Annotated in this window: 18 protein-coding genes and 6 pseudogenes; 5 read left to right on the forward strand and 19 right to left on the reverse strand. The window is 47.9% G+C overall.

The genetic code is table 11. The annotated features are described in order from the left end of the window. Positions 1-42: 42 nt before the first annotated feature. The 4 genes and pseudogenes from CGZ65_RS09285 to CGZ65_RS09300 form a co-directional block, all read right to left on the reverse strand. On the reverse strand, positions 43-1,398 hold the full coding sequence (locus tag CGZ65_RS09285; protein WP_096295620.1) for a PFL family protein: 1,356 nt from the start codon (positions 1,396-1,398) through the stop codon (positions 43-45). Between the two features lie 14 nt (positions 1,399-1,412). After that, entirely contained in the window at positions 1,413-1,685 is a 273-nt protein-coding gene (locus tag CGZ65_RS09290) for an ACT domain-containing protein (protein WP_095502667.1), read from the reverse strand. Between the two features lie 213 nt (positions 1,686-1,898). After that, positions 1,899-2,956 (reverse strand): annotated as a pseudogene (gene alr, locus CGZ65_RS09295) (alanine racemase). A gap of 334 nt (positions 2,957-3,290) precedes the next feature. Next, the gene (locus CGZ65_RS09300; protein WP_096295621.1) at positions 3,291-4,544 is read right to left on the reverse strand and encodes a D-amino acid dehydrogenase; all 1,254 of its coding nucleotides are present in this window, start codon (positions 4,542-4,544) and stop codon (positions 3,291-3,293) included. Between the two features lie 130 nt (positions 4,545-4,674). On the opposite strand from CGZ65_RS09300, the pseudogene CGZ65_RS09305 reads away from it, so the two are divergent. Continuing rightward, positions 4,675-4,755, forward strand: a pseudogene (locus tag CGZ65_RS09305) (AsnC family transcriptional regulator); the annotation flags it as partial. A 607-nt stretch (positions 4,756-5,362) separates the two neighbouring features. Here CGZ65_RS09305 and CGZ65_RS09310 read toward each other — a convergent pair. The 4 genes from CGZ65_RS09310 to CGZ65_RS09325 form a co-directional block, all read right to left on the reverse strand. Beyond that, the gene (locus tag CGZ65_RS09310) at positions 5,363-5,971 is read right to left on the reverse strand and encodes a 3'-5' exonuclease (RefSeq protein WP_096295622.1); all 609 of its coding nucleotides are present in this window, start codon (positions 5,969-5,971) and stop codon (positions 5,363-5,365) included. Between the two features lie 3 nt (positions 5,972-5,974). Then, on the reverse strand, positions 5,975-7,777 hold the full coding sequence (locus CGZ65_RS09315; protein ID WP_096295623.1) for a DUF294 nucleotidyltransferase-like domain-containing protein: 1,803 nt from the start codon (positions 7,775-7,777) through the stop codon (positions 5,975-5,977). An 816-nt stretch (positions 7,778-8,593) separates the two neighbouring features. Further along, positions 8,594-9,934 (reverse strand): DUF3482 domain-containing protein, encoded by a 1,341-nt coding sequence (locus CGZ65_RS09320; protein WP_096295624.1) that lies wholly within the window; start codon positions 9,932-9,934, stop codon positions 8,594-8,596. A 20-nt stretch (positions 9,935-9,954) separates the two neighbouring features. Then, complete coding sequence (locus CGZ65_RS09325) at positions 9,955-11,307, reverse strand: DUF2868 domain-containing protein (protein WP_096295625.1); 1,353 nt, start codon at positions 11,305-11,307, stop codon at positions 9,955-9,957. Positions 11,308-11,672: 365 nt separating this feature from the next. On the opposite strand from CGZ65_RS09325, the gene CGZ65_RS09330 reads away from it, so the two are divergent. After that, positions 11,673-12,641 (forward strand): hypothetical protein, encoded by a 969-nt coding sequence (locus tag CGZ65_RS09330; RefSeq protein WP_232507420.1) that lies wholly within the window; start codon positions 11,673-11,675, stop codon positions 12,639-12,641. Between the two features lie 158 nt (positions 12,642-12,799). Here the strand turns inward: CGZ65_RS09330 and CGZ65_RS09335 are convergent. The 10 genes and pseudogenes from CGZ65_RS09335 to thrS form a co-directional block, all read right to left on the reverse strand. Next, positions 12,800-13,803 (reverse strand): annotated as a pseudogene (locus CGZ65_RS09335) (IS5 family transposase). 152 nt (positions 13,804-13,955) lie between these two features. After that, positions 13,956-14,273 (reverse strand): hypothetical protein, encoded by a 318-nt coding sequence (locus tag CGZ65_RS09340; protein ID WP_096295626.1) that lies wholly within the window; start codon positions 14,271-14,273, stop codon positions 13,956-13,958. After that, positions 14,260-14,559 (reverse strand): integration host factor subunit alpha, encoded by a 300-nt coding sequence (locus CGZ65_RS09345; RefSeq protein WP_096295627.1) that lies wholly within the window; start codon positions 14,557-14,559, stop codon positions 14,260-14,262. The genes CGZ65_RS09340 and CGZ65_RS09345 overlap by 14 nt, the downstream gene beginning before the upstream one ends. A gap of 133 nt (positions 14,560-14,692) precedes the next feature. Further along, complete coding sequence (pheT, locus tag CGZ65_RS09350) at positions 14,693-17,056, reverse strand: phenylalanine--tRNA ligase subunit beta (RefSeq protein ID WP_096295628.1); 2,364 nt, start codon at positions 17,054-17,056, stop codon at positions 14,693-14,695. A 113-nt stretch (positions 17,057-17,169) separates the two neighbouring features. Beyond that, complete coding sequence (pheS, locus tag CGZ65_RS14230) at positions 17,170-17,700, reverse strand: phenylalanine--tRNA ligase subunit alpha (protein WP_232507421.1); 531 nt, start codon at positions 17,698-17,700, stop codon at positions 17,170-17,172. Further along, positions 17,670-18,158: pseudogene (locus tag CGZ65_RS14235) on the reverse strand (tRNA ligase subunit PheS family protein); the annotation flags it as partial. The pseudogene CGZ65_RS14235 and the gene pheS, both read right to left, overlap by 31 nt. A gap of 302 nt (positions 18,159-18,460) precedes the next feature. Further along, positions 18,461-18,820: a 50S ribosomal protein L20 gene (gene rplT / locus CGZ65_RS09360; protein WP_096295629.1), complete on the reverse strand. Its 360-nt coding sequence runs from the start codon at positions 18,818-18,820 to the stop codon at positions 18,461-18,463. 12 nt (positions 18,821-18,832) lie between these two features. Beyond that, positions 18,833-19,030 (reverse strand): 50S ribosomal protein L35, encoded by a 198-nt coding sequence (rpmI, locus tag CGZ65_RS09365; protein WP_095502651.1) that lies wholly within the window; start codon positions 19,028-19,030, stop codon positions 18,833-18,835. A 146-nt stretch (positions 19,031-19,176) separates the two neighbouring features. Next, the gene (gene infC / locus CGZ65_RS09370; protein ID WP_096296160.1) at positions 19,177-19,698 is read right to left on the reverse strand and encodes a translation initiation factor IF-3; all 522 of its coding nucleotides are present in this window, start codon (positions 19,696-19,698) and stop codon (positions 19,177-19,179) included. Positions 19,699-19,767: 69 nt separating this feature from the next. Continuing rightward, complete coding sequence (thrS, locus tag CGZ65_RS09375; protein ID WP_096295630.1) at positions 19,768-21,675, reverse strand: threonine--tRNA ligase; 1,908 nt, start codon at positions 21,673-21,675, stop codon at positions 19,768-19,770. A 299-nt stretch (positions 21,676-21,974) separates the two neighbouring features. Between thrS and CGZ65_RS09380 the strand changes: the two are divergent. From CGZ65_RS09380 to hemH, 3 genes and pseudogenes are all read left to right on the forward strand, one after another. Next, positions 21,975-22,603: pseudogene (locus CGZ65_RS09380) on the forward strand (alpha-ketoglutarate-dependent dioxygenase AlkB family protein). A gap of 69 nt (positions 22,604-22,672) precedes the next feature. Next, the gene (gene tgt, locus CGZ65_RS09385) at positions 22,673-23,788 is read left to right on the forward strand and encodes a tRNA guanosine(34) transglycosylase Tgt (RefSeq protein ID WP_096295631.1); all 1,116 of its coding nucleotides are present in this window, start codon (positions 22,673-22,675) and stop codon (positions 23,786-23,788) included. 386 nt (positions 23,789-24,174) lie between these two features. Beyond that, a pseudogene (gene hemH, locus CGZ65_RS09390) lies at positions 24,175-25,121 on the forward strand (ferrochelatase). A gap of 45 nt (positions 25,122-25,166) precedes the next feature. Here the strand turns inward: hemH and CGZ65_RS14240 are convergent. Continuing rightward, complete coding sequence (locus CGZ65_RS14240; protein WP_232507423.1) at positions 25,167-25,460, reverse strand: hypothetical protein; 294 nt, start codon at positions 25,458-25,460, stop codon at positions 25,167-25,169. Positions 25,461-25,560 lie beyond the last annotated feature (100 nt).

Raw genomic sequence — 25,560 nt, forward strand, 5'->3', positions numbered from 1 at the left:
TAATGTTTCAGACGGCCTTTTAATCATACGCTTACATTACGATTAGTTTTTCATCGATTGTACCGGCGCAGGAATGCGGCCGCCACGATTGACAAACACTTCGCATGAGCCGTCTTTAACCGGCATAATCGGCGCGTAACCCAATAATCCGCCGAATTCAACGCTTTCACCCACGCCTTTACCGGTAACAGGAATGATGCGCACGGCGGTGGTTTTGCTGTTGATCATACCGATGACGGCTTCGTCGGCGATGATGCCGCAAATGGTGTGCGCAGGGGTATCGCCCGGCACGGCAATCATGTCGAGACCGACCGAACACACGGCGGTCATGGCTTCGAGTTTGTCTAAGGTCAATACACCCGCTTCGGCAGCGGCAATCATGCCTTCGTCTTCTGAAACCGGAATAAATGCGCCACTCAAGCCGCCGACGGCGCTCGATGCCATCATGCCGCCTTTTTTCACGGCATCATTCAATAAAGCCAATGCAGCGGTGGTGCCGTGTGTGCCGCACACGCTTAAGCCCATTTCTTCGAGAATGCGGGCAACGGAATCGCCGACAGCCGGGGTCGGTGCCAAAGACAAATCCAAAATACCAAACGGAATATTCAGCATTTTAGACGCTTCGTGGCCAATCAATTCGCCCACACGGGTGATTTTAAAGGCGGTTTTTTTCACTACTTCGGCCACTTCGGTCAAAGTGGTTGCGTTTGAATTTTCCAAAGCGGCTTTTACTACGCCCGGGCCGGAAACGCCGACATTGATGATCGCATCCGCTTCGCCCGAGCCATGAAACGCGCCCGCCATAAACGGATTGTCTTCCACCGCATTGCAGAACACCACGATTTTAGCGCAACCGAAACCTTCCGGCGTAATCTCGGCGGTGTGTTTGATGGTTTCGCCCGCCAATTTCACCGCATCCATATTGATGCCGGCACGGGTGGAGCCGATGTTAATCGAAGCGCACACAATGTCGGTGGTCTTCATCGCTTCCGGAATCGAGCGGATTAACACTTTGTCCGACGGCGACATGCCTTTTTGCACCAAAGCAGAGAAACCGCCGATAAACGATACGCCAATGGCTTTGGCGGCTTTATCCAAAGTTTGCGCCACGCTGACATACGAATCGGCTTTGGTGGCCGCCGCAATTTGGGCGATTGGTGTCACCGAAATGCGCTGGTTTACAATCGGTACGCCGTATTTGGCCGACAAATGTTTGGCTGTGGCCACCAAATCTTTGCCGATGGTGGTGATTTTGTTGTAGATATTTTGGTTTAACTCATCAATATCGCTGCTGATGCAATCGTGCAAATCGATGCCGATGGTAATGGTACGCACGTCAAAATTCTGGTCGGCGACCATTTTGACGGTTTCTAAAATCTCGTTAGACTGAATGCTCATGTTAATACTTCCGATTAAATGCGGTGCATGGCTTGGAAGATTTCTTCGTTTTGCATGCGGATGTCGAGCGCGAGCTTTTTGCTTTCTTCGGCAAACAAATCCAACATTTCTTGGCGCGATTTCGGGCATTTGGCGGTATCGACCAAAATAATCATGGTAAAGAAATCATCCATCAGCTGCTGGCTGATGTTGAGAATATTGAGTTGGTTTTCAGCCAGAATTTTAGAAACATCGTAAACGATACCGACGCGGTCTTTGCCGATGACGGTCACAACAGAATTGCTCATGGGGATTCCTTTGATGATGGTAGAAAATGTCAACGTTAATTCAGTGGCTTAAGCAGCCAGACATCAGGCCGTCTGAATCTTTGCGAATGTGCGCATTATAACATTCTTCAGACGGCCTGAGATTCAATTGTTAACAATGATATGGTTGAATCGCAATATTTATTCAAGCCGATAAAAAGCCGCCTGATGTTTCAGACGGCCTTGCTCAATCCGTTACTCGGAATAAGTAAATTTCGCGCGCTTGATGTTACACAACAATTCATACGCAATCGTGCCGGCGGCTTCGGCCACTTCGTTGATGTTGACCACATCGCCCCATAATTCGACTTCGCAACCCAAACCTTCTTTGGAAGCATCCAATTCGACAGTAATCATGTCCATCGACACGCGCCCGATAATGCGGCTGCGCTGACCTTCAACGGCGATTGGCGAACCGGTTGATGCTCGACGCGGATAGCCGTCGGCATAACCACAGGCAATCAGGCCGACACGGGTGGATTTGGATGTGTAAAACGTCGCGCCATAACCAATCGGCGAATGCGGCGGCAACACGCGTTCGCCGAACACGCGCGAAGTCAGGCGCATTACCGGTTTCAAACGCTCATCGGCACCGCCGAACGGCGACACCCCATACAAAGCCAGGCCCGCCCTGCCCAATCGCGCCGCGCTTCAGGTACATTCAAAATCGCCGGCGAATTGGCCAAGCTTTCTTCGCCTGCCAAGCCTTCGCAGCCCAAATCGAAGGCTTCAATCTGCATTTCGGTCATGCCGTTTTCCGGCTCGTCGGCGCAGGCAAAATGGCTGAATTTAACGATTTCATCAACGTGTTTGCATTGTTTCAACGCAGTGTAGGCGGCAGCATAATTATGCGGAAAAAAGCCGGTACGGTGCATACCGGAATCCATTTTCAGCCACACGGTCACAGGATTTTGCCATTCGTGATGCACCAAGCCTTCCAATTGCCATTGGTTGCCCACCGCCGGCCAGAGTTTGTATTCATCGATGCGGGCATATTCGGCCACATCAAACACGCCTTCCAGCAATACAATCGGATTATCGATGCCGCTTTGACGCAATTCGATGGCTTCTTCCAACGTCGCCACGGCGAAACCATCGGCCAAATCGGATAAAGCGTGGGCGCACCGCACTGCGCCATGGCCGTAGGCATTGGCTTTAATCACCGCTAAGAGTTTGTTGCCGTGGATATTTTTTAAGGTTTGGTAATTGTGGCGCAGATGATCCAAACGGATTTCGGCTTGTAAGGGGCGCATGTTTTATCCTTTGTTTGAGTCGGTTTAGCCGGGAAAAATAAACCTAAATTTCCCAGCCGGCGGCCTTTTCAGACGGCCTGAAACCTTTGCAAAATCAGATTCGAGCACGGTTCGAATTAAAGCAGCACAGAAACGCAAACATATCATGATCATAAAGACAGACAAGTTTTCGAGCAGCGCATGACGAAAAATGTACTAAAGACTAAAGATGAAGATTTTGCAAAGGCCTCAACCTATATGCTGTTTATTATAGGCCGATTGTGTTGTTTTTCAAATATGGGAAAACCGATTAAGGCCGTCTGAAAATCAATTGAATATTTCAGACGGCCTTGATTCAGACGTAACGTGCCATGCCTAAATCATCGGTGCGGATTTCGGGTACAACGTCACTCACCAAATCTGCGGTAATGCGCCCTGAACCGAGCGACATCGTCCAGCCCAAAGTACCGTGGCCTGTGTTTAAAAACAAGTTGGCGTATCGCGTTGCGCCGATAATAGGCGTGCTGTCAGGCGTCATCGGGCGCAAACCGCTCCAGAACGTGGCTTTGGCCACATCACCACCTTGTGGATACAAATCCTGCACCACCAAGGCCAAAGTGTCGCGCCGCTCTTGCGGCAACTTGATTTCGTATCCGGACAATTCGGCCATGCCGCCGGCGCGGATGCGGTCATTGAAGCGGGTAATGGCGACTTTGTAGGTTTCGTCTAAAATCGTCGATACCGGCGCTTCATCTCCATTACTAATCGGCACGGTGAGCGAGTAGCCTTTTACCGGATAAATCGGCAAATCCAAGCCTAATTGCGCCATCACCGTGCGGCTGAAGCTGCCTAAGCAGCACACAAAACGGTCGGCTTCAAAGCGTTGGCCGTTGGCGATAACAGCGGTGATGTTCGGGCCTTGATGCTCCACACGCCCGATGTTGTGTTCAAATTTAAACACCGCGCCTTTGGCTTCGCATAAAGCTTGCAAACGTTGGGTAAACAGATGGCAATCGCCCGTGCTGTCGTTGGGCAGATGTAGCGCACCGGCAATTTTGTCTAACGCATGACGCAAAGCCGGCTCGAATTGCAGGCATTCTTCCGGCTGCAAACGCTGGTACGGTACGCCATATTCCGCCAAAACTTCAATATCTTTTGCTGCGGCGGCTACTTCTTTTTGCGTGCGGAAAATCTGTAACGTGCCTTTGTGGCGGCCTTCAAAATCCAAACTGGTTCCGGCTTCAAAACGGCGGAACATCTCGCGGCTGTATTCGGAAATGCGTACCATACGTTCTTTATTGGCTTGGTAACGCTCGGTAGTGCAGTTTTGCAGCATACTCATCAGCCATTGCCATTGAAAGCGGCTGCCGTCAGGTTTTAAAATCAAAGGCGAATGTGGGCGAAACAGCCATTTGGCCGCTTTGGCGGGAATGCCGGGTGCTGCCCAAGGCGTAGTGTAGCCGTAGGAAAGCTGGCCGGCATTGGCAAAACTGGTCTCCATTCCCGCCGCTTCCGCCCGGTCAATCACCGTCACCTGATGGCCTTTTTCCAATAGATACCAAGCCGTTGCGATGCCGGTTACGCCTGCGCCCAAAACCACTACGTTCATATTTCACCATTGTTTTACTGGAAATGAATGTAGTTTAGTGTAATTTATTTTTATCAGGATATTTCACTTTATTTTTTTAATTTTATAAATTATTATCCTGAAAATTAATTTTTAGAAAGTGATTTTAACCATGAGGGAATTGGATAAAACTGATTTGAAAATCTTAAAATTATTGCAGCAAAACGCGCGCATTCCGATGACCGAATTGGCTTTCCAATAGGCCGTCATGTTTTGTTTGTTGTCGGACATGATGATCTCCTTATTTATTAATTTATTATTGTAGAGAATACTCCAGTGATCAGAGCAAACTGCTGCGCCCCGCGCCAGAATTTTTTGTTTCTTGATTGGTGTTACTGCAACAGGCAAAACTGCCTTGAAGTCAGAATAGCACAATTCATTATGCTTTCAATATCATCTTTTGAACTAGGTTCAGCCACCCGAAATGAAAATGCGTCGTATGAATCCGAATTAATAATTTATCAATAAAATTGATAAGTTTTTTCCTAAAAAATTTTATGCAACAAGCAGTTAAAAAAATTAATCCAATTTAACCCAAGCCGATTTCATGAAGTAAAAATATTAATATTAAGATGTTACATAAATTAAAACCGCACTATAATTAACTTTTTTACATAAAATCCTTTCTTTTTGATTTGCAAAATTCAAAAATTTGGGAACTTTTCTAAAAAATGGCTCAAAATACCGTTCAAAAAACCGCAAAAAGGCCGTCTGAAACGCCTTCAGACGGCCTTTTATTATCAGTTTAACTGATGATAGACATCAATTTTTCTAATCCAAACCGTTTGTTACCTTCCATTTTATTTTCTGGCCTGTATCGCCTGCCACATCATCGCCACATTAATGGCATCGTTAAGCGCATTATGTCGGGGTAAATCCGGAATACGCAAAGTTTTAATCATACTGGCCATACGTAAATCAACGTAATCGTTATAATAAAAATTTTTCTTGACCTCTTGTTTAAAATACACGGCCGATACTTCAATCTGACGGTTAGGCAAAGGAATACCGATTAAGGGCTTCAGAAACTTATCAATCATCGCCACATCATATTCCAAATAATAGCCCACCAACGGCCTTCCGCCGATAAAATCCAGCAGTTGATACAAAGCCTTTTCAATCGAAATGCAGTCTGAAAGGTCTTTCGGGCGCAAACCGTGTACCGTCACATTGGTGGCTTCCATCATACCCTCCGGTTTCACCAGCACATAAAACGGCTCACTGGTCAAAATAGTATTGCCGCGGATTTTCACTGCGCCGATGGAAATGATTTCCGCCTCTTTCACATTCAGACTGGTGGTTTCACAATCAATGCTCACCATTTCATTGACGTGTTCCTCATAAAGAAAAGTGTATTTTGAATCTTTCAGATGGCGTCGGTAATACGCGCGTTTCAGTTTCTCGAACATGGCTCACCCTCCCAAATGGAAATGATGGCGTACCGTTTGTTTAAAGCGTTTCACCACATTCAGCGAATCTTTCAACAAATCGCGTTCAAGCGTGGAAAGCTTATCGGTATCGACCTGATTATTGAGCTTCTGCATGGGATCGTTTAAAGCCATCAAACCGCCTTTCAGACGCAAATCCATCAAATAGCCCAAAGCTTCGGCAAGATCGCGCCCGGCTTGATGCTCCAAAACATTGCGTGCCACTAAGATATTAATGCGCTCAAATGAATTATTCGCCTCCAAATGCGTTTCCAAAGCCAACGCGCGTACGCCGTGCACAATCGGGAAAATACCGATTTTTTTCACATCCATTTTCTTGTTGTTGCGTTGCAGCAAGCGCGGCATAAAGCGGCGACTGTGGTCTTCAAACAAATCCACTTCACGGGCGAAATTCATCAAAATGCCGACATCTTTATCCATACGGCGGTAAAGATAGTTATTCAGCTCATCTAATAGAGACACATCGCCCGCCACTGCTTTGGCATCGATAAAAATCGCCAAATTCATCATGTTGGTTGGTGTGGCCGAACTCAGCCAGTTACCGATCATCTTTTTAAACTCTCCAATCGGTTTGCGCCACATCGGATTGCACACCATAATCCCGCCTTTGCACGGCGGATAGCCGAAACGCTCCAACGCAGAAGAGAACTTTTCCGCCGTTGCTTGCGCTTCTGCCAAATCCACGCCCTCAGCCAAAATAAGCGCATTGTCTTGGTCAGTCTTCAAAATCTGCTCACCACGCCCTTCCGAACCCATCACCAATAAGCAAGAATGTTCGTATAAATACTCCGAAGCCAGCAGGCGCCATGTTTTTTCAAACAAAGCGCTGTTCGATACCTGCATCAACTGTGCCAACTGCTTAGCCCGCACGCCGTTTTTCTGTAAGGCTTGAATCGAACCGTTCATCTGTGTGGCCAGTTCGGCCAAATCGTCAATGGTTTCAGCCTTTTCAATACGCTGTACCACCACGTGGGTGTGGTTGGAAAAATAGGCCAAGATATCCAGCTGCTCTAAAGCACCGATGGCTTTACCGTTTTCAGTCACAACCACACGCTGAATACGCGATTCCATCATGCGCAGTAAAGCATTAAACACAAAATCATCGATATCGGCGGTAATCAATTGCAGAGGCGACCATTTATACACCGGTTCATCAAACGAAGCGCCTTCCATCACAATGTCGCGGAAGGCTGATTCGGTGAACAAACCGGTCTGCCCTTCATGATGCAGTAAAAGCGTTTTAGTTTTGCGCTCCTTCATCAGATGCGCCGCTTCCAAAACCGTTGCCTTACCATCCAGCCACACCGCATTATCGCGGTAGGCATCGCGCACTTTGGCCGTAAACAGGCTTTCAAATTCGTCTTCGCCAGGCGACTCGGAGCGGTTGGCCAGTTTCTCCGCTACAGAAGCATAAAAATACGAACCAAAACGACTGTTGCCTTCCATCAAGTGCAGTACACAAGCTTTCGGCAGCTTGTACACCAAGGCTTCTTCAGCCACGACAAAACTGTTTTGGCTCGTACCTTCTACCAAAGCACGCGCTTCAAACGTATCATGCGCCCGATAAACCGCCACTACTTCACCATCGCAACCGACTTCCTTCACCACGCCTTTCATAACTACATATAAAAATTCAATCGGCGTATTGGGCTCGATAATCAATTCTTCATCACGGTAAAACGCAATATCCACCACGTTTTGCAGCGACAAACGTTCGCTGCCGCTTAATACATGATACGGCGGATAATTGAAATCAAAGCGTTCCATTTTATTTCTCCTGTTTTTCCGTTCACTCCAAATTGAACGATTGTTTTTATCACTAAATCAACAGATTTTTCAGCATATTACAACAAGAATTCAAAAAACGACACCGCAAAAAAGGCCGTTTGAAAATCTATAGGTTCCCAAAGAACCCAATATATTTTCAGACGGCCTCAAATACTTTAGCAAACTCAAGATAACGCATTCAGCAACAAATCGCCTATTACGCGCAATTTGATTACATCAAAATCAATTTCAACGGGCAATATGAAAAAAAATATCAATGCACGCAAACGACAGACAAAAAAATGCACACATTCAATCAAATGTGTGCCAAGTCTACAAAGGAGAAATAGAGGAGAAACTATTAACTGACTACTCGAACCAGCTAATGGAGAGTATCATACCGAACTCAGCGCCTACATGCAAGCATTTTTCTTGTAAAGTTTCTTAATTGTTGCACCTATACACCTTAAATGTAGCTTGATTTCAAATGCATGTATCTGATAACCGTCACCCACTCCAATGATGGCAATTTGATGACAATCAATAACGAAAAAAAACGCGCACATCTTTTCAGATATGCGCCAAGTCTACAAAGGAGAAATAGAGGAGAAAAATCAAGCTGCATCAAGCAACTCAACAAGGCATATTCTGCGCTTTTCTTTTTCGCCCGTCAACATCTATTACTAAAAAAATTGCGGTTAATATCAAAAATCCGACATTATCGGCTATTTATGATTATTTTATTTTCACATATAATTAAAAAAGAAAAATAAACGAACAAAAATGTTTTTATCCGCGCCTAAGGCTTTAGGCGCTCTATTCGCGCTTCAATTTTTGTTGCAAATTGTGCGCAGCTTCTGCCCGCTCGCGATGACTAAGATCAGGTAAATGAGTATTCAGCGACGACCATTTCCATTGCGAACGCGCTTTATTTAATTCAGACGGTAATTTATGCGGCTGCCAAGGCGTTTGGCCGCTTTGCAACGCCACTTGCGATTGCGCCGCATGACCGCGTTTTTGTAGGGCATTTAATAAATCCAGCGCACGCGCAGCCAGCAGGGTTAAGGTTTCTGGATCAATATGCAAGGTTTGTTTGCCGGAAATCTTATCGGAAATATCCTGCACATTCGGCAACACGCCGCCTAAAATGCCGCCGATGGCGGTGCCCAAACCGAGCGATCCGCCCAGTGTGGCAATATCGAGGCCAAAGCCGATTAATGCGCCGGTGGCCGCCCCCGTACCGGTGCGGATGCCATATTGCACAAGCAAATCACTGTCAAACGGATCTTGGCGGAAAGCTTTTAATGCCCAATCACCGCTTTCAATGTCATTTTGGTAGAAACGGTAAAGTTGGAATAATTGCTGCTGCATTTTGCGCTCTAATTGGCGTACTTCGGCCTGCATGGTTTGCAATGTCGGCTCGGGATTATCGGCTTCGTCGATTTCTTGTTTATAAGCCGCGACATCGAGTAAAAAATCGGCAATTTCACGACGGGCGTCTTCATCTAATTTTTGCCATTCGCGGCGGCGCATACCGATTAAGCGGTCGAGGATGTCGCGTTCGGGCAACATGGTGGCCAAATTATCCCACAGGAGGATTTCTCCTTCAAAATCAAAAGCAACCGTGTCAAAACCGCTGTATACGTGCAAAGTGCGGCGTGCCAGCATGGTGATCCATTCGGTCAAATCTTGTCCGCCGATAAAGTTGAACACCGGCATCACCGGCTTGGCGCACCACGACAACACGGTCAGCTCTTCTTTATATTTGTTCAACACCGGCTCACGCGCATCAACCACATACAAAGCCATATCGCTTTGCAGTAATTGGCGCAATACTTTGGCTTCCTGATTGAAATCGCCTGCAGCAGCCGGGCTGTCAAGGAACTGCTGTAGTCGCTCAATACCGTCTGAACGCGATGAGGTATTGGCTTCCAACCAGTCCAACACACCACCGGCGTCTTCCAAGCCGGGCGTATCGTATAAATACACCAGTGTATCGGTGCCGTCTGAAATGGCGGCCTGCTCGACATGGCGCGTGGTGGATGGCGCGTTTTTCACTTCGCCGAAGGTTCCGTCGCGCAATAAAGTACGCAGCAGCGACGTTTTGCCGGTGTTGGTATGGCCGACCACAGCCAGAGATAAAGGTTTTGTTTTCATGGTTTTGTCTTTTCAGTTTTTCAGACGGCCTGATGATTTTGCTGCAAACGCAATTCCTGATTCAGCTTGGGCGGATTCAACCAAGCTAAATTGCGCTCATTCAAAGCCTGATGCCAATATTGCAGGTTTTCCTGCAGGCCGTCTGAAAGATATTGTTCGGCCAACAGTTGCACCACTGTCCCGCCCTTTGCCGCTTCGGCCAATTGGGTGATTTGGCGTAAGACGCCACGGTCGGGCACGGTATGCGCCCGCACGCCAATCAGCAATTGCGCCGGTTGCTGCTGCAATTCGTTCGCCAGCGCATGTACAGCATCGCGGCTGTCGGCCACGCCTTTATCGAGCCACTCTTGACCGAGTGTGTGGGTAAACCAAGAATCATCCGGCCATTGCGTTTCTAACATCACCGCCCATTTCGGCGCATCGCTGATGTTGATTTTCGGCGACACAGTGGCAATGGTTTCGCTTTGCGTGTCGGCATCGATGATTTTAGTCTGCCATTGCTGAATGATTTTTTGATAGTACGGTTTATCCAGCGGCAATGAGTTACGGCTGATTTTGAGCATGATTTTGCAGGCCAGCCACGCAATGAAACGCGGCAGAATACCGTAACATACAATGCTGCCAACCAACAAACCCGACCACGCGCGCGCATCGGCGATATTGCTGTTCAGACGGCCTTGCCACACCGCATCGGTATCCGGTACAAGAAAACCGACTTTCGACGGCAACCACCCCAACCATTCAATGGCTTTGACCGAAGCGGTATTGGTCAGTAAGGTACTTTCCCAGTTGAACGTATATTGGCGCACCAACAACAGCATCAACACGGAAATCAGCATCCCCAACAAAGTCGCCAACCATAAGCTGTGTGACGTGCGGCCAATCAGCCAACGTGTGGAAGGCTGTTTCCATTCTTCAGTATATAAACGCAACATGGCCTGATTGACCGGATCTTTGCCGCGCATCAACGTCATCGGGTGGCTGATGACGTTGCCGAATTTAAAACGAAATACCACCGACACCAGCCAAATCAGCAGCATGATGGTATTCATGCCCAACACACTCGCCAAAATCAGAAAAAAATTCAAGCCTTGGTTGTCCATCAGGATATAAGTGCCGGAAAAGCCGCTGGCAAACATCAACGACACGCCGACAATCCACAGCCAAAACGCCGCGCTTTTGGTGTATTCCAACGCATCTTGCAACTGATGATTGCGGTCGATCATTTCTGCGCGGCGTAAAATTTTCGCTTCAGGCTGCCCATCAACATAGCGCAGCGATTCCGTAATCTGAGCCGGATCAGCAGGAAAAATATAATCCCGCTCTTCCAAAATACGCACCAATTCGGCAAGTTTGTGTTTCGGATTTAGCATAACAGTAGAGGCCGTCTGAAAATAATGCGATTTTAACATAGCTTTTCAGACGGCCTGAACCCTTTGCAAAATAAGGCATCAAGCCCGTTTAAAGAGTAATAACTTTATTCATTAATTGCAGCATTCAACCTTACTGTGTCAGCCTGAACAAAATTTTCAACTCATTCTCAATGTTGTTTTGTTTTATTTTTCAAAATGATAAAACCACAATATCAACCCTCTGATGAATATTCATTTGAAATGATAATTTTCATAATGTTGTCACTGACTTTCCCTAAATTTTGCAAAATTTGTGATGCCTTGAAAAATAATGTATGCTCAAAATATGGGTATTAATTAAGCAGTCCTATTCTGAGGGAATCATTATGCAAAAGAGACATCAAAGTATTTTATTTATTTTAGCTGCGTGTATGTCTTCGATGGTTATGGCAGACGAAACCGTACCGGCCACCGGCGATACTTGGATTGATACCCAACACGGTAAAGTGCAAGGCACTTTACAAAAATGGTCACACGGCATGGATGGTTGGTTTGGCGAAACGGATCCCAATAATCCGGCCAGCGCCAATTTGCGTGTGATGGTTGATACAGAATGGAACAAATACGATGAATTTTCGGTAACGCCACGTATCCGCGGCCGCATCAAACTGCCTGTATTACAACAAAAGCTGAATGTCGTGTTTGGTGACGATTCCTTAGACGACGAATTCCGCAATGAAGCCAGCAACTACCGCAACCGCACTTATCGCGACGGTAAAAAATACGATTACCGCACCAACCGTGATCAAAACTCTTCCATCGCTCTGCGTTGGAACGAATTGCTTGGCGGTGGCGACATCGATACCGATTTTGACATCGGTATCCGTTCCGGCAGCGATTTATATGCTCGCGTGAAAGCAGAAAAAGATTGGCAAATCAACGATCAATTGGTTACCGGTTTAGAGCAGATTTACCGTTACGGCTCTAAGAGCGAACACCATGTCCGTACCAATTGGGATACGCGATACCAAGAAGATGAAAAAACCTTTATTTCCAACCAACTCCACCTTCAATATGAACATGAAGGTGCCAGAGAAGAATGGACTTGGGGCGACAACCTTTATCGCCAACACGATTTAGGTAAAAACCGCTACGTCAATTACGGCTTGCACACCCACGGTTATATTCAGGACAAAAAATTCAATCTGAATACCTATGGCCCTTTTATCGGTTATCGCCAACCGATTTGGCGTAAATGGTTGTTTGTGCAGACTGAAGTCAACTATTTCAACAACCGAAAAGATGATCGCGACCATACCGTTGGCGCCCTGGTTCGCTTTGAAGCCTTATTCTGATTTGCTCATAATAACAAAGCCGAGATCTTTGCAAAATACCGGCCACCCCATCCAAACGGTTACCTGAACAATCAGGTAACCGTTTTTTCATTTTCAGACGTGTTTCCCGTCCGTATTTCCCCCAATCAGCCCCTTTATCGGGGTGCCCGTTGCCCTTTTCAGGCAGCAGCAGGCACACGAAGCCTGCCGGCTGCCTTTGGCAGGTTCAGGCACACCGCTTTCAAATGGCTTTGCGCCGGTACTTTCCGCAAACCGAAATAACGCGCTCTTTTACAGCCGGATTTCCGGTGCGGCGTACCGAAGGTTTGCCCGGCCGCACAGCGCACTTCCGACAGCTGCGTATTGCGCTGTTTCTCCTGCTCCGTTAAAGGTTTGCCCCGCTGTGCCTTACGCATCATGCCGCCGGACAGCCGTTTGCTTTGCAGATGCTCCCGGTTGGCTTTACTGTCATACCCCTTATCGGCACAGACGGTTGTTCCGGGTGCGGTGCCGTCCGGCAGCGGTCCGAAATGGTTGCACTCACGGGCGTCGGCCGGGTGGTGTGCTGTTTCCCGATACAGCCTTCCAAACCGGTTCGGGTGTGTTGTTTGCAGCCCGAGGTGAATCTGCCCTCTTTCTTCACCCGGCGCGCATCCTTGTCTTTGCCGGGCAGGGTTTCGGCAGTGATGCCGTTTTCATCGGTTTCGACAGCCTGACGCTGTTTGCCGCCGGCAGTTTGGATGATGGCGGCGTCAATCACTGCTGCCGGGGCTTTCTCTGTTTTTAAGCCTTTTTCGGTCAGCCGGCGGTTAACCGGTTCGGGAAGCCGGGCTAAGGCGTCATCCTGTGACGGCCGGTTGCGGAAACGGCAGGGGGTGCTGTGGCCGGGTAAGGCGGGTTTATCAAAGCCGCAGAAGAAGCAGAAATCCGGACGGGTAGCCAGACAGCGTTCCGATTCCGGATCGGAAAGGCTGTGCCATTGGCCGGGCAATACGGCTTTGAGCATGGGCGGCAGCGGATAGGCGGGGCGGCCGCGGTGACCGCGGATGTAACGGGTCTTTTGCCGGTTGGGCAGTTGTCCGACGGGCTGCCAATCGGGCAGCCGGTTAATTTTGAGCAACGGGCAGCTGTCGGTATGTTTACCCGTCATGATTCGGGCTTGTTGGTGGAAGAAGCTGCTCATAAAAAAAACTCCTCTGAATTCTTTAGGGGGAATTTAGGGGAGTTTTGGGTTTTTTTTGCAAAGGTCTCAGGCCGTCTGAAATATTTTTCAGACGGCCTTTTTTTCTTTGTTCAAAATAAAACCGAGAAATCTTAATTTCTCGGTTTTATTGATTATTTTACCAAAACAGTTTCCAAACCGGCCAACACATTTTTCAATCCTTGTCGGATTTCATCGGTATCGGCTGCAGGCTGACCATTGGCATCCAGTGCTTCTTGCGGCTGCTCTTCTGCATAAGGCGAAAAAGTGTCTTTTAATTTCAACAATTTCACCACATCAGAACGGGTATAACGATTACCGCCATAGCCGATAACCACACCGTTTTCATATTGCCATTGGGTAAACTCTTCCGGGCTGATTTGCACCAATTGGCACACTTCGTCCAACGTAAAATAACGTTTTGCAGGAATCGACAGATTAGCGTTTGTCATAGTAATGCTCCACCATGCCTTTAAGTTTTTGGCTGGCATGGAACGTCACTACTCGACGCGCAGTAATCGGCACTTCTTCGCCGGTTTTCGGGTTACGGCCCGGACGTTGCGGCTTGTCGCGCAATTGAAAGTTACCGAAACCGGAAATTTTAATTTCTTCACCGCGCGCCAAAGTGCTGCGGATTTCTTCAAAAAAGAGCTCGACGATTTCTTTGGCATCGTTTTTGGTCACATTGCTGACTTTGTCTACCAAAATGTCGGCCAACTCAGCTTTAGTTAATGTCATGTTCTTACCTTCCTTTTTAATAGGAGCAGATTATTACTAATTTTCTCTTAAAATTCAAGTACCAAACTGAAAAATCAAACAGAATTTACCGTTGGATTTTCCAGCATTTGTCATTTTAGTGATGCAAATCGGATTAGCTGCGCAATTGTGCGCCGATGGCTGTTGCCGATTCTACCAGCTTCGTCATCAAAGGCCCGACCACTTCATCGGTTAAGGTGCTTTCCATGTCTTGCAGAATCACTTTCACGGCCAGACTCTTCGTACCTTCCGGCAAACCGGCACCGCGATACACGTCAAACAGGCTGATTTCCTGCACCAAAGCATTGGCTTTGGTATTCAATGCGGCCAACAATTCATCGTGGCTCATGCTCTCCGGCACAACAAACGCCAAATCTCGGCGCACGGCTTGGAATTTAGAAACTGCTTGGTAGCGTGTTTTATCACGTCCCAATACCGCATCCATGTCGATTTCAAACACCAAAGCGGCTTGCGGCAAGTCGTATTTTTGCAACCATTTCGGATGCAATTCGCCGACAAAACCAATCACCACGCCGTCTGAAACAATATTGGCGGTACGCCCCGGATGCAGAGCCGGATGCTGGGCTTTAACAAAGGTCACGGCTTTATCTTTGAGCAGATTTTCCACATCGGCCTTAACATCGTAAAAATCCACAGGGCGCGCTTTTTCGCCCCATTGTTCCGGCGCAACCGAGCCATACCACAAGCCGCCGATGCGTTCTTTTTGTTGGAATTGGCCGTCTGAATCTTTGCTGAACACACGGGCAATTTCAAACACACGCACACGGCTTTGCTTGCGGTTTAAATTGTTTTGCAGAATTTCCACCAAGCCGCCGACTAAAGTTGAACGCATGACCGCATATTGTGCTGCCAACGGATTCTGCAAGCGAATCGGATTAGTGTTAGCGGCGAAATCTTGTTCCCATTGCCCATCAACGAACGCATAGCTGACCACTTCCTGATAACCGCGCGCCGCCATTTCATTATAAACGGCAAAACGTGGACGCTTGGTTTCCGGCAACTCTAACATTTTCAGACGGCCTGAAGTATGGTTGTCAGGAATGTTTTCATAGCCGTACACGCGGCCGATTTCTTCAACCAAATCGGCTTCGATTTCAATATCGAAACGGAAGCTTGGTGCGGTGACTGTGAAGCCTTCGGCCGACTTCACCGGATTTAAGCCCAAGTGTTGCAAAATGGTTTCAACCTGTTGGGCAGGTACGCTCACGCCGAGCATTTTTTCCAAGCGCTCCAAACGGATTTCCACCTGTTTGGCTTGCGGCAATTGGCCTTCTGCTTCCACCATTTCACCGGCTTCACCGCCACAGATTTGCTGCACCAATTCAGTCGCACGCTCAATCGCATCGGCTTGCAATTGCCAATCAACACCGCGCTCAAAGCGGAACGAAGAATCCGAGCCAAAACCATATTGGCGTGATTTACCGGAAATGGTGACCGGATTAAAGTACGCCGCTTCCAGCACAATGCGGGTGGTCTCATCCGAAACCGCGCTGCCCTCGCCGCCCATCAAACCGGCCATGCTTAACGCGCCTTTTTCATCGGCAATCACCAAAGTATTGTCAGACAAGGTTACGTTTTTTTCGTTCAAGCATTCCAGCGTTTCACCGTTTTGAGCACGGCGCACAATGATGCTGCCATTGATTTTATCGGCATCAAACACATGCATAGGTTGGCCGATTTCCAGCATCACATAATTGCCGATATCCACCAAAGCCGATACCGAGCGCACACCGCTGCGTTCCAAGCGGTGTTTCATCCAAGCAGGCGTTTCTGCTTTGGCATTTACGTTTTCAATCGCACGGCTGATAAAGCGGCCACAATCTTCAGGCGCATCAATGCGCACGGCTTGTTTTTTATCGTGTTGCACAGAGGCCGTCTGAATCGTCACCGGATTAAATGCGCATTGCGTCAACGCAGACACTTCGCGCGCGATGCCTTTAATGCTCAAGCAGTCAGTGCGGTTAGGCGTGATTTTCAGGGTGAAAACCGTGTCGTCCAAATCAAAATATTCGCGGATATCGGTACCGACAGGAGCATCGGCCGGCAAAATATGCAAACCGTCAACGCCGTCATCCGGTAAGCCCAATTCATCGGTTGAACACAGCATACCGTTGGATTCTACGCCACGCATTTTGGTCGGCTTAATTTTGAAATTACCCGGCAACACCGCCCCCGGTAAAGAACACGGTACTTTAATACCCGGTTTCACATTCGGCGCACCACACACAATTTGAATCAATTCGCCGGCACCGGCATCGACTTTGGTCACATTCAAGCGGTCGGCATCGGGGTGTTTTTCTACTGATTTCACTTCGGCCACAACCACACCGCTAAATGCAGGAGCGGCTTTTTCGGTTTCTTCTACCTCCAAACCGGCCATGGTCAATAAATGCGCCAGCTCATCGGCCGACAAATTAGGATTGGCTTGTGTTTTGAGCCAAGAATAAGAAAATTGCATGATGTTTTCTCTAACTTTTTTCAGGCCATCTGAAAATAAAATGCTTCAAACGGCAATAAATGAATGGAAAGTTTTTTTCAGACGGCCTGCTTATTTTTCAAGCCATCTGAACATTATTTAAACTGTTTCAAGAAGTTCAAATCGTTGTCGAAGAACAAACGCAAATCGTTGACGTTGTAACGCAACATCGCAAAACGGTCTAAGCCGATACCGAAAGCAAAACCGGTATATTTTTCCGGGTCGATGTTGACGTTTTTCAACACATTCGGATGCACCATACCGCAGCCGCCGACTTCCAGCCATTTGCCGTTTTCTGCCATGATATCGATTTCGGCAGAAGGCTCGGTAAACGGGAAGAACGATGGGCGGAAACGCACTTGCATATCGTCGCGTTCAAAGAAACGGCGGATAAAATCGGTAAACACGGCTTTCAAATCGGCAAAGGTAACGCCTTCTTCCACCCACAAGCCTTCAGCCTGATGGAACATCGGTGAGTGTGTCGCATCGCTGTCAACGCGGTAAACACGACCCGGCGCGATAATGCGGATTGGCGGATTTTTCTTATCCAGCATGTAGCGGATTTGAATCGGTGACGTGTGGGTGCGCAACACATCGCCGTTTTCGACATAAAACGTATCCTGCATGGCACGCGCGGGTGGTTTTGCGGAATATTCAAAGCTTGGAAATTATGGAAATCATCCTCAATTTCAGGGCCATCGGCCACTTCAAAACCAATACCTTCAAACAACTCGACAATACGCTGCAAAGTCAGGGTTACAGGGTGCAAACCACCAAGGGCTTGACCGCGACCGGGTAAAGTCACGTCCAGCGATTCGGCTGTCAACTGTGCCTGCAATTTGGCTTCGTTTAAAGCATCACGTTTTACATTATAGGCCGTCTGAAACTGGTTTTTGCATTCGTTGATATGGGCGCCGATGGTTTTGCGCTCTTCCGGTGACATTTGTCCCAAGGTTTTCAACAGGCCGGTCAATTCACCGGTTTTGCCCATGTAGCGGGCTTTCACTTGTTCCAAGGCGTTGAAATCTGCCGCGGCTTCTACGGCGGCAATGCCTTCGGCAACAATGCGGTTTACATTTTCCATAATAATCTTTTGTCTATCGTCTAGAAGTTGATGATTGAAGTTTTGAAATAATAAGGCCGTCTGAAAGGATGAAGAATCGTGATTCCTGCTACCTTTTTCAGACGGCCTGTAAATCTTGCAACGGCCAATCCGTTTTAATGTGACCGGCTAAAAAGGCTTATGCCCAAACCGGCTGAAACGCCACATATTTTAACGCAAATCACACCAAAAAAACAGGCTTTAAAGAAGAAAAATCAATTACATAGAACCTCTTTAAACAATAAAAAAAGGAAACCGAAGTTTCCTTTTTCAAGCTTGTCGCATTAAGCGGCCAAAGCGCCTTTGGCTTTTTCAACCAATTGTGCGAATGCAGCTTTGTCGAACACAGCCAGATCAGCCAATACTTTGCGGTCGATTTCGATAGACGCGCGTTTCAGGCCATTCATGAATTTGCTGTAAGACAAACCGTTTTCACGGGCACCGGCGTTAATACGCACGATCCACAATTGACGGAATTGACGTTTGCGTTGGCGACGGTCACGGTAAGCGTATTGACCGGCTTTCATTACCGCTTGCTTGGCAACACGGTATACATTTTTACGACGACCGCGATAGCCTTTGGCTAAAGCGAAGATTTTTTGGTGGCGGACACGAGCGGTAACACCGCGTTTTACGCGTGGCATACTTTAAACTCCTTAAGCGTAAGGCAACATTTTAGCAACAGCAGCCAAATCACGCTCATTCACCATAGAGGTGCCGCGCAATTGGCGTTTCGTTTTAGTGGTTTTTTTGGTCAGGATGTGACTTTTAAACGCATGACCGCGTTTTACACCACCGTTACCCAGTACTTTAAAGCGTTTTTTCGCGCTAGACTTGGTTTTCATTTTAGGCATGGGGAAAACTCCATTTGTTTTTAGATAAGGCATGAGGGGCTTTGAAATCATGGATTTCAAACACTTGTATCCCAAACACCACGGTTTTTGCTGCCAAATATCAGCTTACTTCGGGCAGCAACCGAAATAAGCTAAACATTATAACTTTATTTTTTCTTTGGCGCAATCATCATGACCATTTGGCGACCTTCCATTTTCGGGAAAGATTCGATTTGCGCCACTTCGGCCAAATCTTCTTTCACGCGCTCGAGAAGTTGTGCGCCTAATTGTTGGTGCGCCATTTCGCGACCGCGGAAACGCAAGGTCACTTTTACCTTGTCGCCATCTTCCAAGAAGCGGTTGATGTTGCGCATTTTGATTTGATAATCACCTTCATCGGTGCCCGGACGGAACTTGATTTCTTTAATCTGCACCTGCTTCTGGTTTTTCTTAGCTTCGTCGCGTTTCTTGGCTTGTTGGTATTTATATTTACCAAAATCCATGAGTTTGCACACAGGCGGCTTGGCGGTAGGAGAAATCTCTACCAAATCCACATCCTGCTCTTCGGCCATAGCCAAAGCTTCACGAACAGACACCACACCAAGCTGTTCGCCTGAATCACTGATTAATCGCACTTCTTTGGCGGTGATTTCGCCGTTAATTCGTGCTTCGCGTTCTTGAGCGATGATAATACTCCTTCTAAAAATTAGTATTGTTGCCCACCGGCTTTGCAAGCGGGCTCTTGTTTAAAAAATCAATTATGCCACTGATTCGGCAATTTCTTGCTGCAATTGCGCAATAAAATCATCCAATTTCAACGAACCTAAATCTTCTGCCTTACGGCGTACGGCCACTTTGCCTTCTTGCATTTCTTTGTCGCCCACCACGATTTGGTATGGGAAACGGTATTGGCTGTTGTCGCGGATTTTGTAGCCGATTTTCTCGTTGCGCAAATCCAACTCAACACGCAAACCGGCCGCTTGCAACTTGGCCGCCACTTCACGGCAATAATCGGCTTGTTTTTCGGTGATGTTCATAATCACCATTTGCACCGGCGCCAGCCACAACGGGAACGAACCGGCGTGGTTTTCAATCAAAATACCGATAAAGCGCTCCAGCGAACCCAAAATCGCACGGTGCAGCATCACAGGGCGGGCACGGTCGTTGTTTTCGGTTACGTATTCGGCATCCAAGCGCTCCGGCAAGACAAAGTCAAGCTGCAAGGTACCACACTGCCATGAACGGCCCAAAGCGTCTTTCACATGGTATTCGATTTTCGGACCATAGAATGCACCCTCGCCCGGCAACTCTTCCCATTCCACGCTGCAAGCAGTCAACGCATCGCGCAAGCCTTGCTCGGCCTTATCCCAAATCTCATCGGAACCGGCGCGCTTTTCAGGACGCAAAGACAGTTTCACCGCCACATCGTGGAAGCCGAATTGCTTGTAAATACGCACCAACAATTCATTAAACGCGCGCGCTTCTTCTACGATTTGATCTTCGGTACAGAAAATATGCGCATCATCTTGCACGAAACCGCGTACTCGCATCAGACCATGCAAGGCACCGCTTGGTTCATTGCGGTGACACGAACCGAATTCAGCCAAACGCATGGGCAAATCGCGGTAAGAACGCAAACCGTTATTGAAAATCTGCACATGTCCCGGGCAGTTCATCGGTTTCACGGCGTATTCACGTTTTTCCGAGTTGGTCAGAAACATATTGTCTTTGTAGTTGTCCCAGTGGCCGGATTGTTCCCAGAAGGTTTTATCCATAATCTGCGGGGTTTTTACTTCTTGATAGCCTGCTGCATCCAACTCTTTGCGCATATGCTGCTCAATTGCCTGCCACAATGCCCAGCCTTTCGGATGCCAAAACACCATGCCCGGCGCTTCATCTTGCAAATGGAACAAATCCAATTGTTTACCCAGTTTACGGTGGTCGCGTTTTTCCGCTTCCTCAATGCGCTGGATGTAGGCTTTTAATTCTTCTTTGCTCGCCCATGCAGTGCCGTAGATGCGCTGCAGCATTTCGTTGTTGCTGTCGCCGCGCCAATAGGCACCGGCCAATTTGGTCAGCTTGAAATTTTTCAGGAAACGGGTGTTCGGCACGTGTGGGCCGCGACACATATCCACATATTCTTGATGATGGTACATGCCCATTGCTTCCACTTCAGGCATATCTTCAATCAGACGCAATTTGTATTCTTCACCGCGATCGGCAAAGATTTTGACCGTTTCTTCACGCGGCGTCATGATTTTTACCACATCATAATCTTGCGCAATCAATTCTTTCATGCGATTTTCGATGGCAGCCACGTCTTCCGGCGTGAACGGTTTTTCAGTCGCAATGTCATAATAGAAACCGTCTTCGATGACCGGGCCAATCACCATTTTGGCATTAGGATAAAGCTGCTTCACTGCATGGCCGATTAAGTGGGCACACGAGTGGCGGATAATTTCCACGCCTTCTTTATCTTTAGGGGTAATGATTTGCACATTTGAATCTTCGGTAATCGGATCGCAAGCGTCCACCAATTTGCCGTCGACTTTACCGGCCACTGTTGCCTTCGCCAAGCCTGCGCCAATTGATGCCGCAATCTGGGCAACGGTTACAGGTGATTCATATTGGCGGACGGAACCGTCAGGCAAGGTAATGTTCAACATTAAAAAAAACTCCGAATGGTAAGTAATTTTTCAGACGGCATGATTCATTATATTTATCCAACAACGCAAACTGCCTGAAAGCTGGTTTAATTTAATTTTATGATGATTGCGGCCGCGTTTTTATTCGATACACAATCATAAAGCTAATCTTATAAATTATATAATGTCTGCCAATTAATTAGCAAGCCGCCGACCCAATGCAGGCCGTATCACGTACGCCTGTTGCAGCAAGGGTACAAATCATCTCTCTGCCGTATGAAAAACCACCGCAATCATTCATTAACCATTCAAATTTCTTTATGAGCCAATTTGACCTATTCCATTCCGTCTCACCCGAACATAATCTGCTGCCTTATAACGGCATTGTCAACGATTTCGGCCTCATCCTAAAATCTCAAGAAGCTGATAATTTGTTTGAAGAATTATTGCACAATATTCCTTGGCAACACGATGAAGCCATCATTTACGGCAAACACATTACCACCGCCCGCCAAGTAGCTTGGTATGGCGACCATGCTTTTGACTACACCTATTCCCGTATCCGCCGCACTGCCCTACCTTGGCATCCGATTTTACTTTCACTCAAACACACCATCAAGCAACACCTTCAATCCATCAGCCCGACAGTGTTTAATTCCTGTTTATTGAATTTATATTCAGACGGCATTGAAGGCATGGGCTGGCACAGTGATGACGAGAAAGAATTAGGCAATGAGCCCATCATTGCCTCGCTCAGTTTGGGCGCTACCCGAAATTCGCTTTCAAACACAAATACACCGCCAAAAAGTGCGAACTCATGCTGCAACACGGCCAATTAATCGTGATGCGCGGGAAAACCCAGCAACATTGGCGTCACGCCGTGATGAAAAGCATCAACATCACCGAGCCGCGCATTAACCTGACTTTCCGCACCTTCTATTCCCGATAGGCTATTTAAGCCCCCCTAACAAACGCTTATCAGGTTATAATTATTTATTTATCCGAACACGCTTCACCCATGCTGAAATTTACCCTGCACAAAAAAGACGGCCTAGCCCGCCGCGGTACTCTTGAGCTGAACCACGGCAAAATCGAAACCCCCGTATTCATGCCGGTCGGCACTTACGGCTCGGTTAAAGCCATGACACCGCAAAACCTGCATGATATCAACGCTCAAATCATCTTGGGCAACACTTACCACTTATGGCTGCGCCCCGGCTTGGAAGTGATTGAACAATTCGGCGGCCTGCACCAATTTATCGGCTGGGACAAACCGATTCTCACCGATTCGGGCGGATTCCAAGTGTTTTCCCTTTCCGATATGCGCAAACTCACCGAAGAAGGTTGCACCTTCAAAAGCCCGATTAACGGCGACAAATTATTCCTCTCGCCTGAAATCTCCATGAAAATTCAAACGGTGTTGAATTCCGACATTGTGATGCAGCTTGACGAATGTACCCCCGGTGAAGCCAGCCACGAGCAGGCGCGAAAATCGCTGCAAATGAGCCTGCGCTGGGCAGAGCGCAGCAAAAAAGCGTTTGAAGACTTAAACAACCCCAACGCCCTCTTCGGCATTGTGCAAGGCGCGATGTATGAAGGCTTGCGCGAAGAATCACTGCGTGGCTTGGAACAATTCGACTTCTCCGGCTTGGCCATCGGCGGCTTATCCGTGGGCGAACCCAAGCCCGAAATGTACCGCATGCTGCGTGCCGTGGGCCCGGCTCTGCCCGAACACAAACCGCATTATCTGATGGGTGTCGGCACGCCGGAAGACTTGGTGTACGGCGTGGCGCACGGCGTGGACATGTTCGACTGCGTGATGCCGACCCGCAATGCCCGCAACGGCTGGCTGTTTACCCGCTTTGGCGATTTGAAAATCAAAAACGCCAAACACCGCCTCGACAACCGTCCGATCGACGAATCCTGCACCTGCTATGCCTGCCAAAACTTCAGCCGTTCATACCTGCATCACCTGCACAAAGTCGGCGAAATCTTAGGCGCGCAGCTGAACACCATCCACAATCTGCATTTCTACCAAGTCATCATGGCTGAAATGCGCGAAGTCATCGAGCAAGGCAGGTTCAGCGACTGGCAAGCACAATTCCATGAGAACCGTGTGCGGGGTGTGGATTAATCAGTTTTAAATGATTGAATATAACAGTAAGGCCGTCTGAAAGCGTTGTTTTTCAGACAGCCTTAATTATTGATTTATAGCGGATTTAATTAATTTTCGATACCAGAGAAGCCGAAGACAATACAAGTAGTACGGCAAGGCGCAGCAACGCCGTAACGAAAATTAAGTTAATCCGCCATATTTATCCGACTCATTATTACTCCATCGACAAACAACATGATAGCCAAACCTAAAAAGGCGGTCTGAACACCCAATTCCGCTTTCAGACGGCTTTTTTATTGCTATAATTTCTCATTTCTTGTTTTCCGTGAAGGCCAGCCATGCCGCATTTCTTAACCGAACCTACCCTTGCTTACGAGCAGCAAAACAAAACCGCCGTGGTCTTGATGAATTTGGGTACTCCTGCTGCACCGACCGCGCAAGCCGTACGCCCGTATTTGAAAGATTTTTTATCCGACCAGCGTGTGGTGGAATTGCCGAAACTGGTTTGGCAGCCGATTCTGCACGGGTTGGTGTTGACTTTACGCCCGAAAAAAAGCGCGCATGGCTATGAAAAAATCTGGTTTAAAGAAGGCTCGCCTTTGGCGGTTTATACCGAGCATCAAGCCAAGGCATTGGCGGCGGCGCTGCCCAACGTCATCGTGCGCCATGCCATGACTTACGGCAATCCGGGCGTGCCGGAAGTGTTGCAAGATTTAAAAAATCAAGGCGTGGGCAATGTGTTGGTGATTCCGCTGTATCCGCAATATGCCGCTTCGAGTACCGGCGCGGCCTTGGATAAGGTGTTTGCCGAATTGCTGCAACAGCGCAACCAAATGAGTGTGCGCACCCTATCGCGTTTTTATGATGATGCCGGCTATATTGAGGCGATGAAACAGCATATCCAAGCCTATTGGGCGGAACATGGCCGTGGCGAAAAACTGATGCTCAGTTTCCACGGCATTCCGCAAAAAAATCATGATGATGGCGATCCTTACCCGAAAGAATGCCACCACACCGCCAAACTGCTGGCCGAAGCCTTGAGCTTGGACGAAAGCGAATACATCGTCTCTTTCCAAAGCCAATTCGGTAAAGCCAAATGGGTAAAACCAAGCACGCAGGATTTATTCGATGAATTACCGAAACAAGGCGTGACCAAATTAGACGTATTCTGCCCGGGCTTTTGGCCGACTGCTTAGAAACCATGGAAGAAATCGCCCTGATGGGGCGCGAACAATTCTATGAAGCCGGCGGCAAACAATATCAGTTTATTCCGTGTTTGAACGATAGTCCGGTGTGGGTGAGTGCGCTGGCTGAATTGGTGAAAAAGAATTTGCAAGGTTGGGTGGAATAAATAATAAAAGGCCGTCTGAAAAAATATCTTTCAGACGGCCTTTCATCATTGATTTTGATAAGTTGTGGCGAACGCCATGATGCCGCTTTGTTCAAATGCACCGTGCGCCTTCACTTCAGCCAACCGGCGGCAAATACTGTCGGTCACGGCTTCGGCCTGTTGGCGGTTCGCTTCGGTTAAACCCTCAATGCTTTTGCCGTAGAGCGCCGAATCCAGCAATCTTTCCGCATAAATGCCTTGCCGGTAAATATGCCGCACCGCAGCATCTTCGCCGCCAAACTGACGAAACAAGGCTTCTTGCGGAAAACCGCCGGCCGCCAAAAAATGCGGCGGCGGCAAACCATATTGCCGCCCACTGTCATTTCAAGCCGCTGCCATGCTTGGGCAAAATCGGCGTGTTGCAGATAATGAGGAGGAAAACTGATCGGGCGGCATTTCA

It is taken from the genome of Neisseria weixii, from assembly GCF_002327085.1.
In the GTDB taxonomy this organism is placed as follows: domain Bacteria; phylum Pseudomonadota; class Gammaproteobacteria; order Burkholderiales; family Neisseriaceae; genus Neisseria; species Neisseria weixii.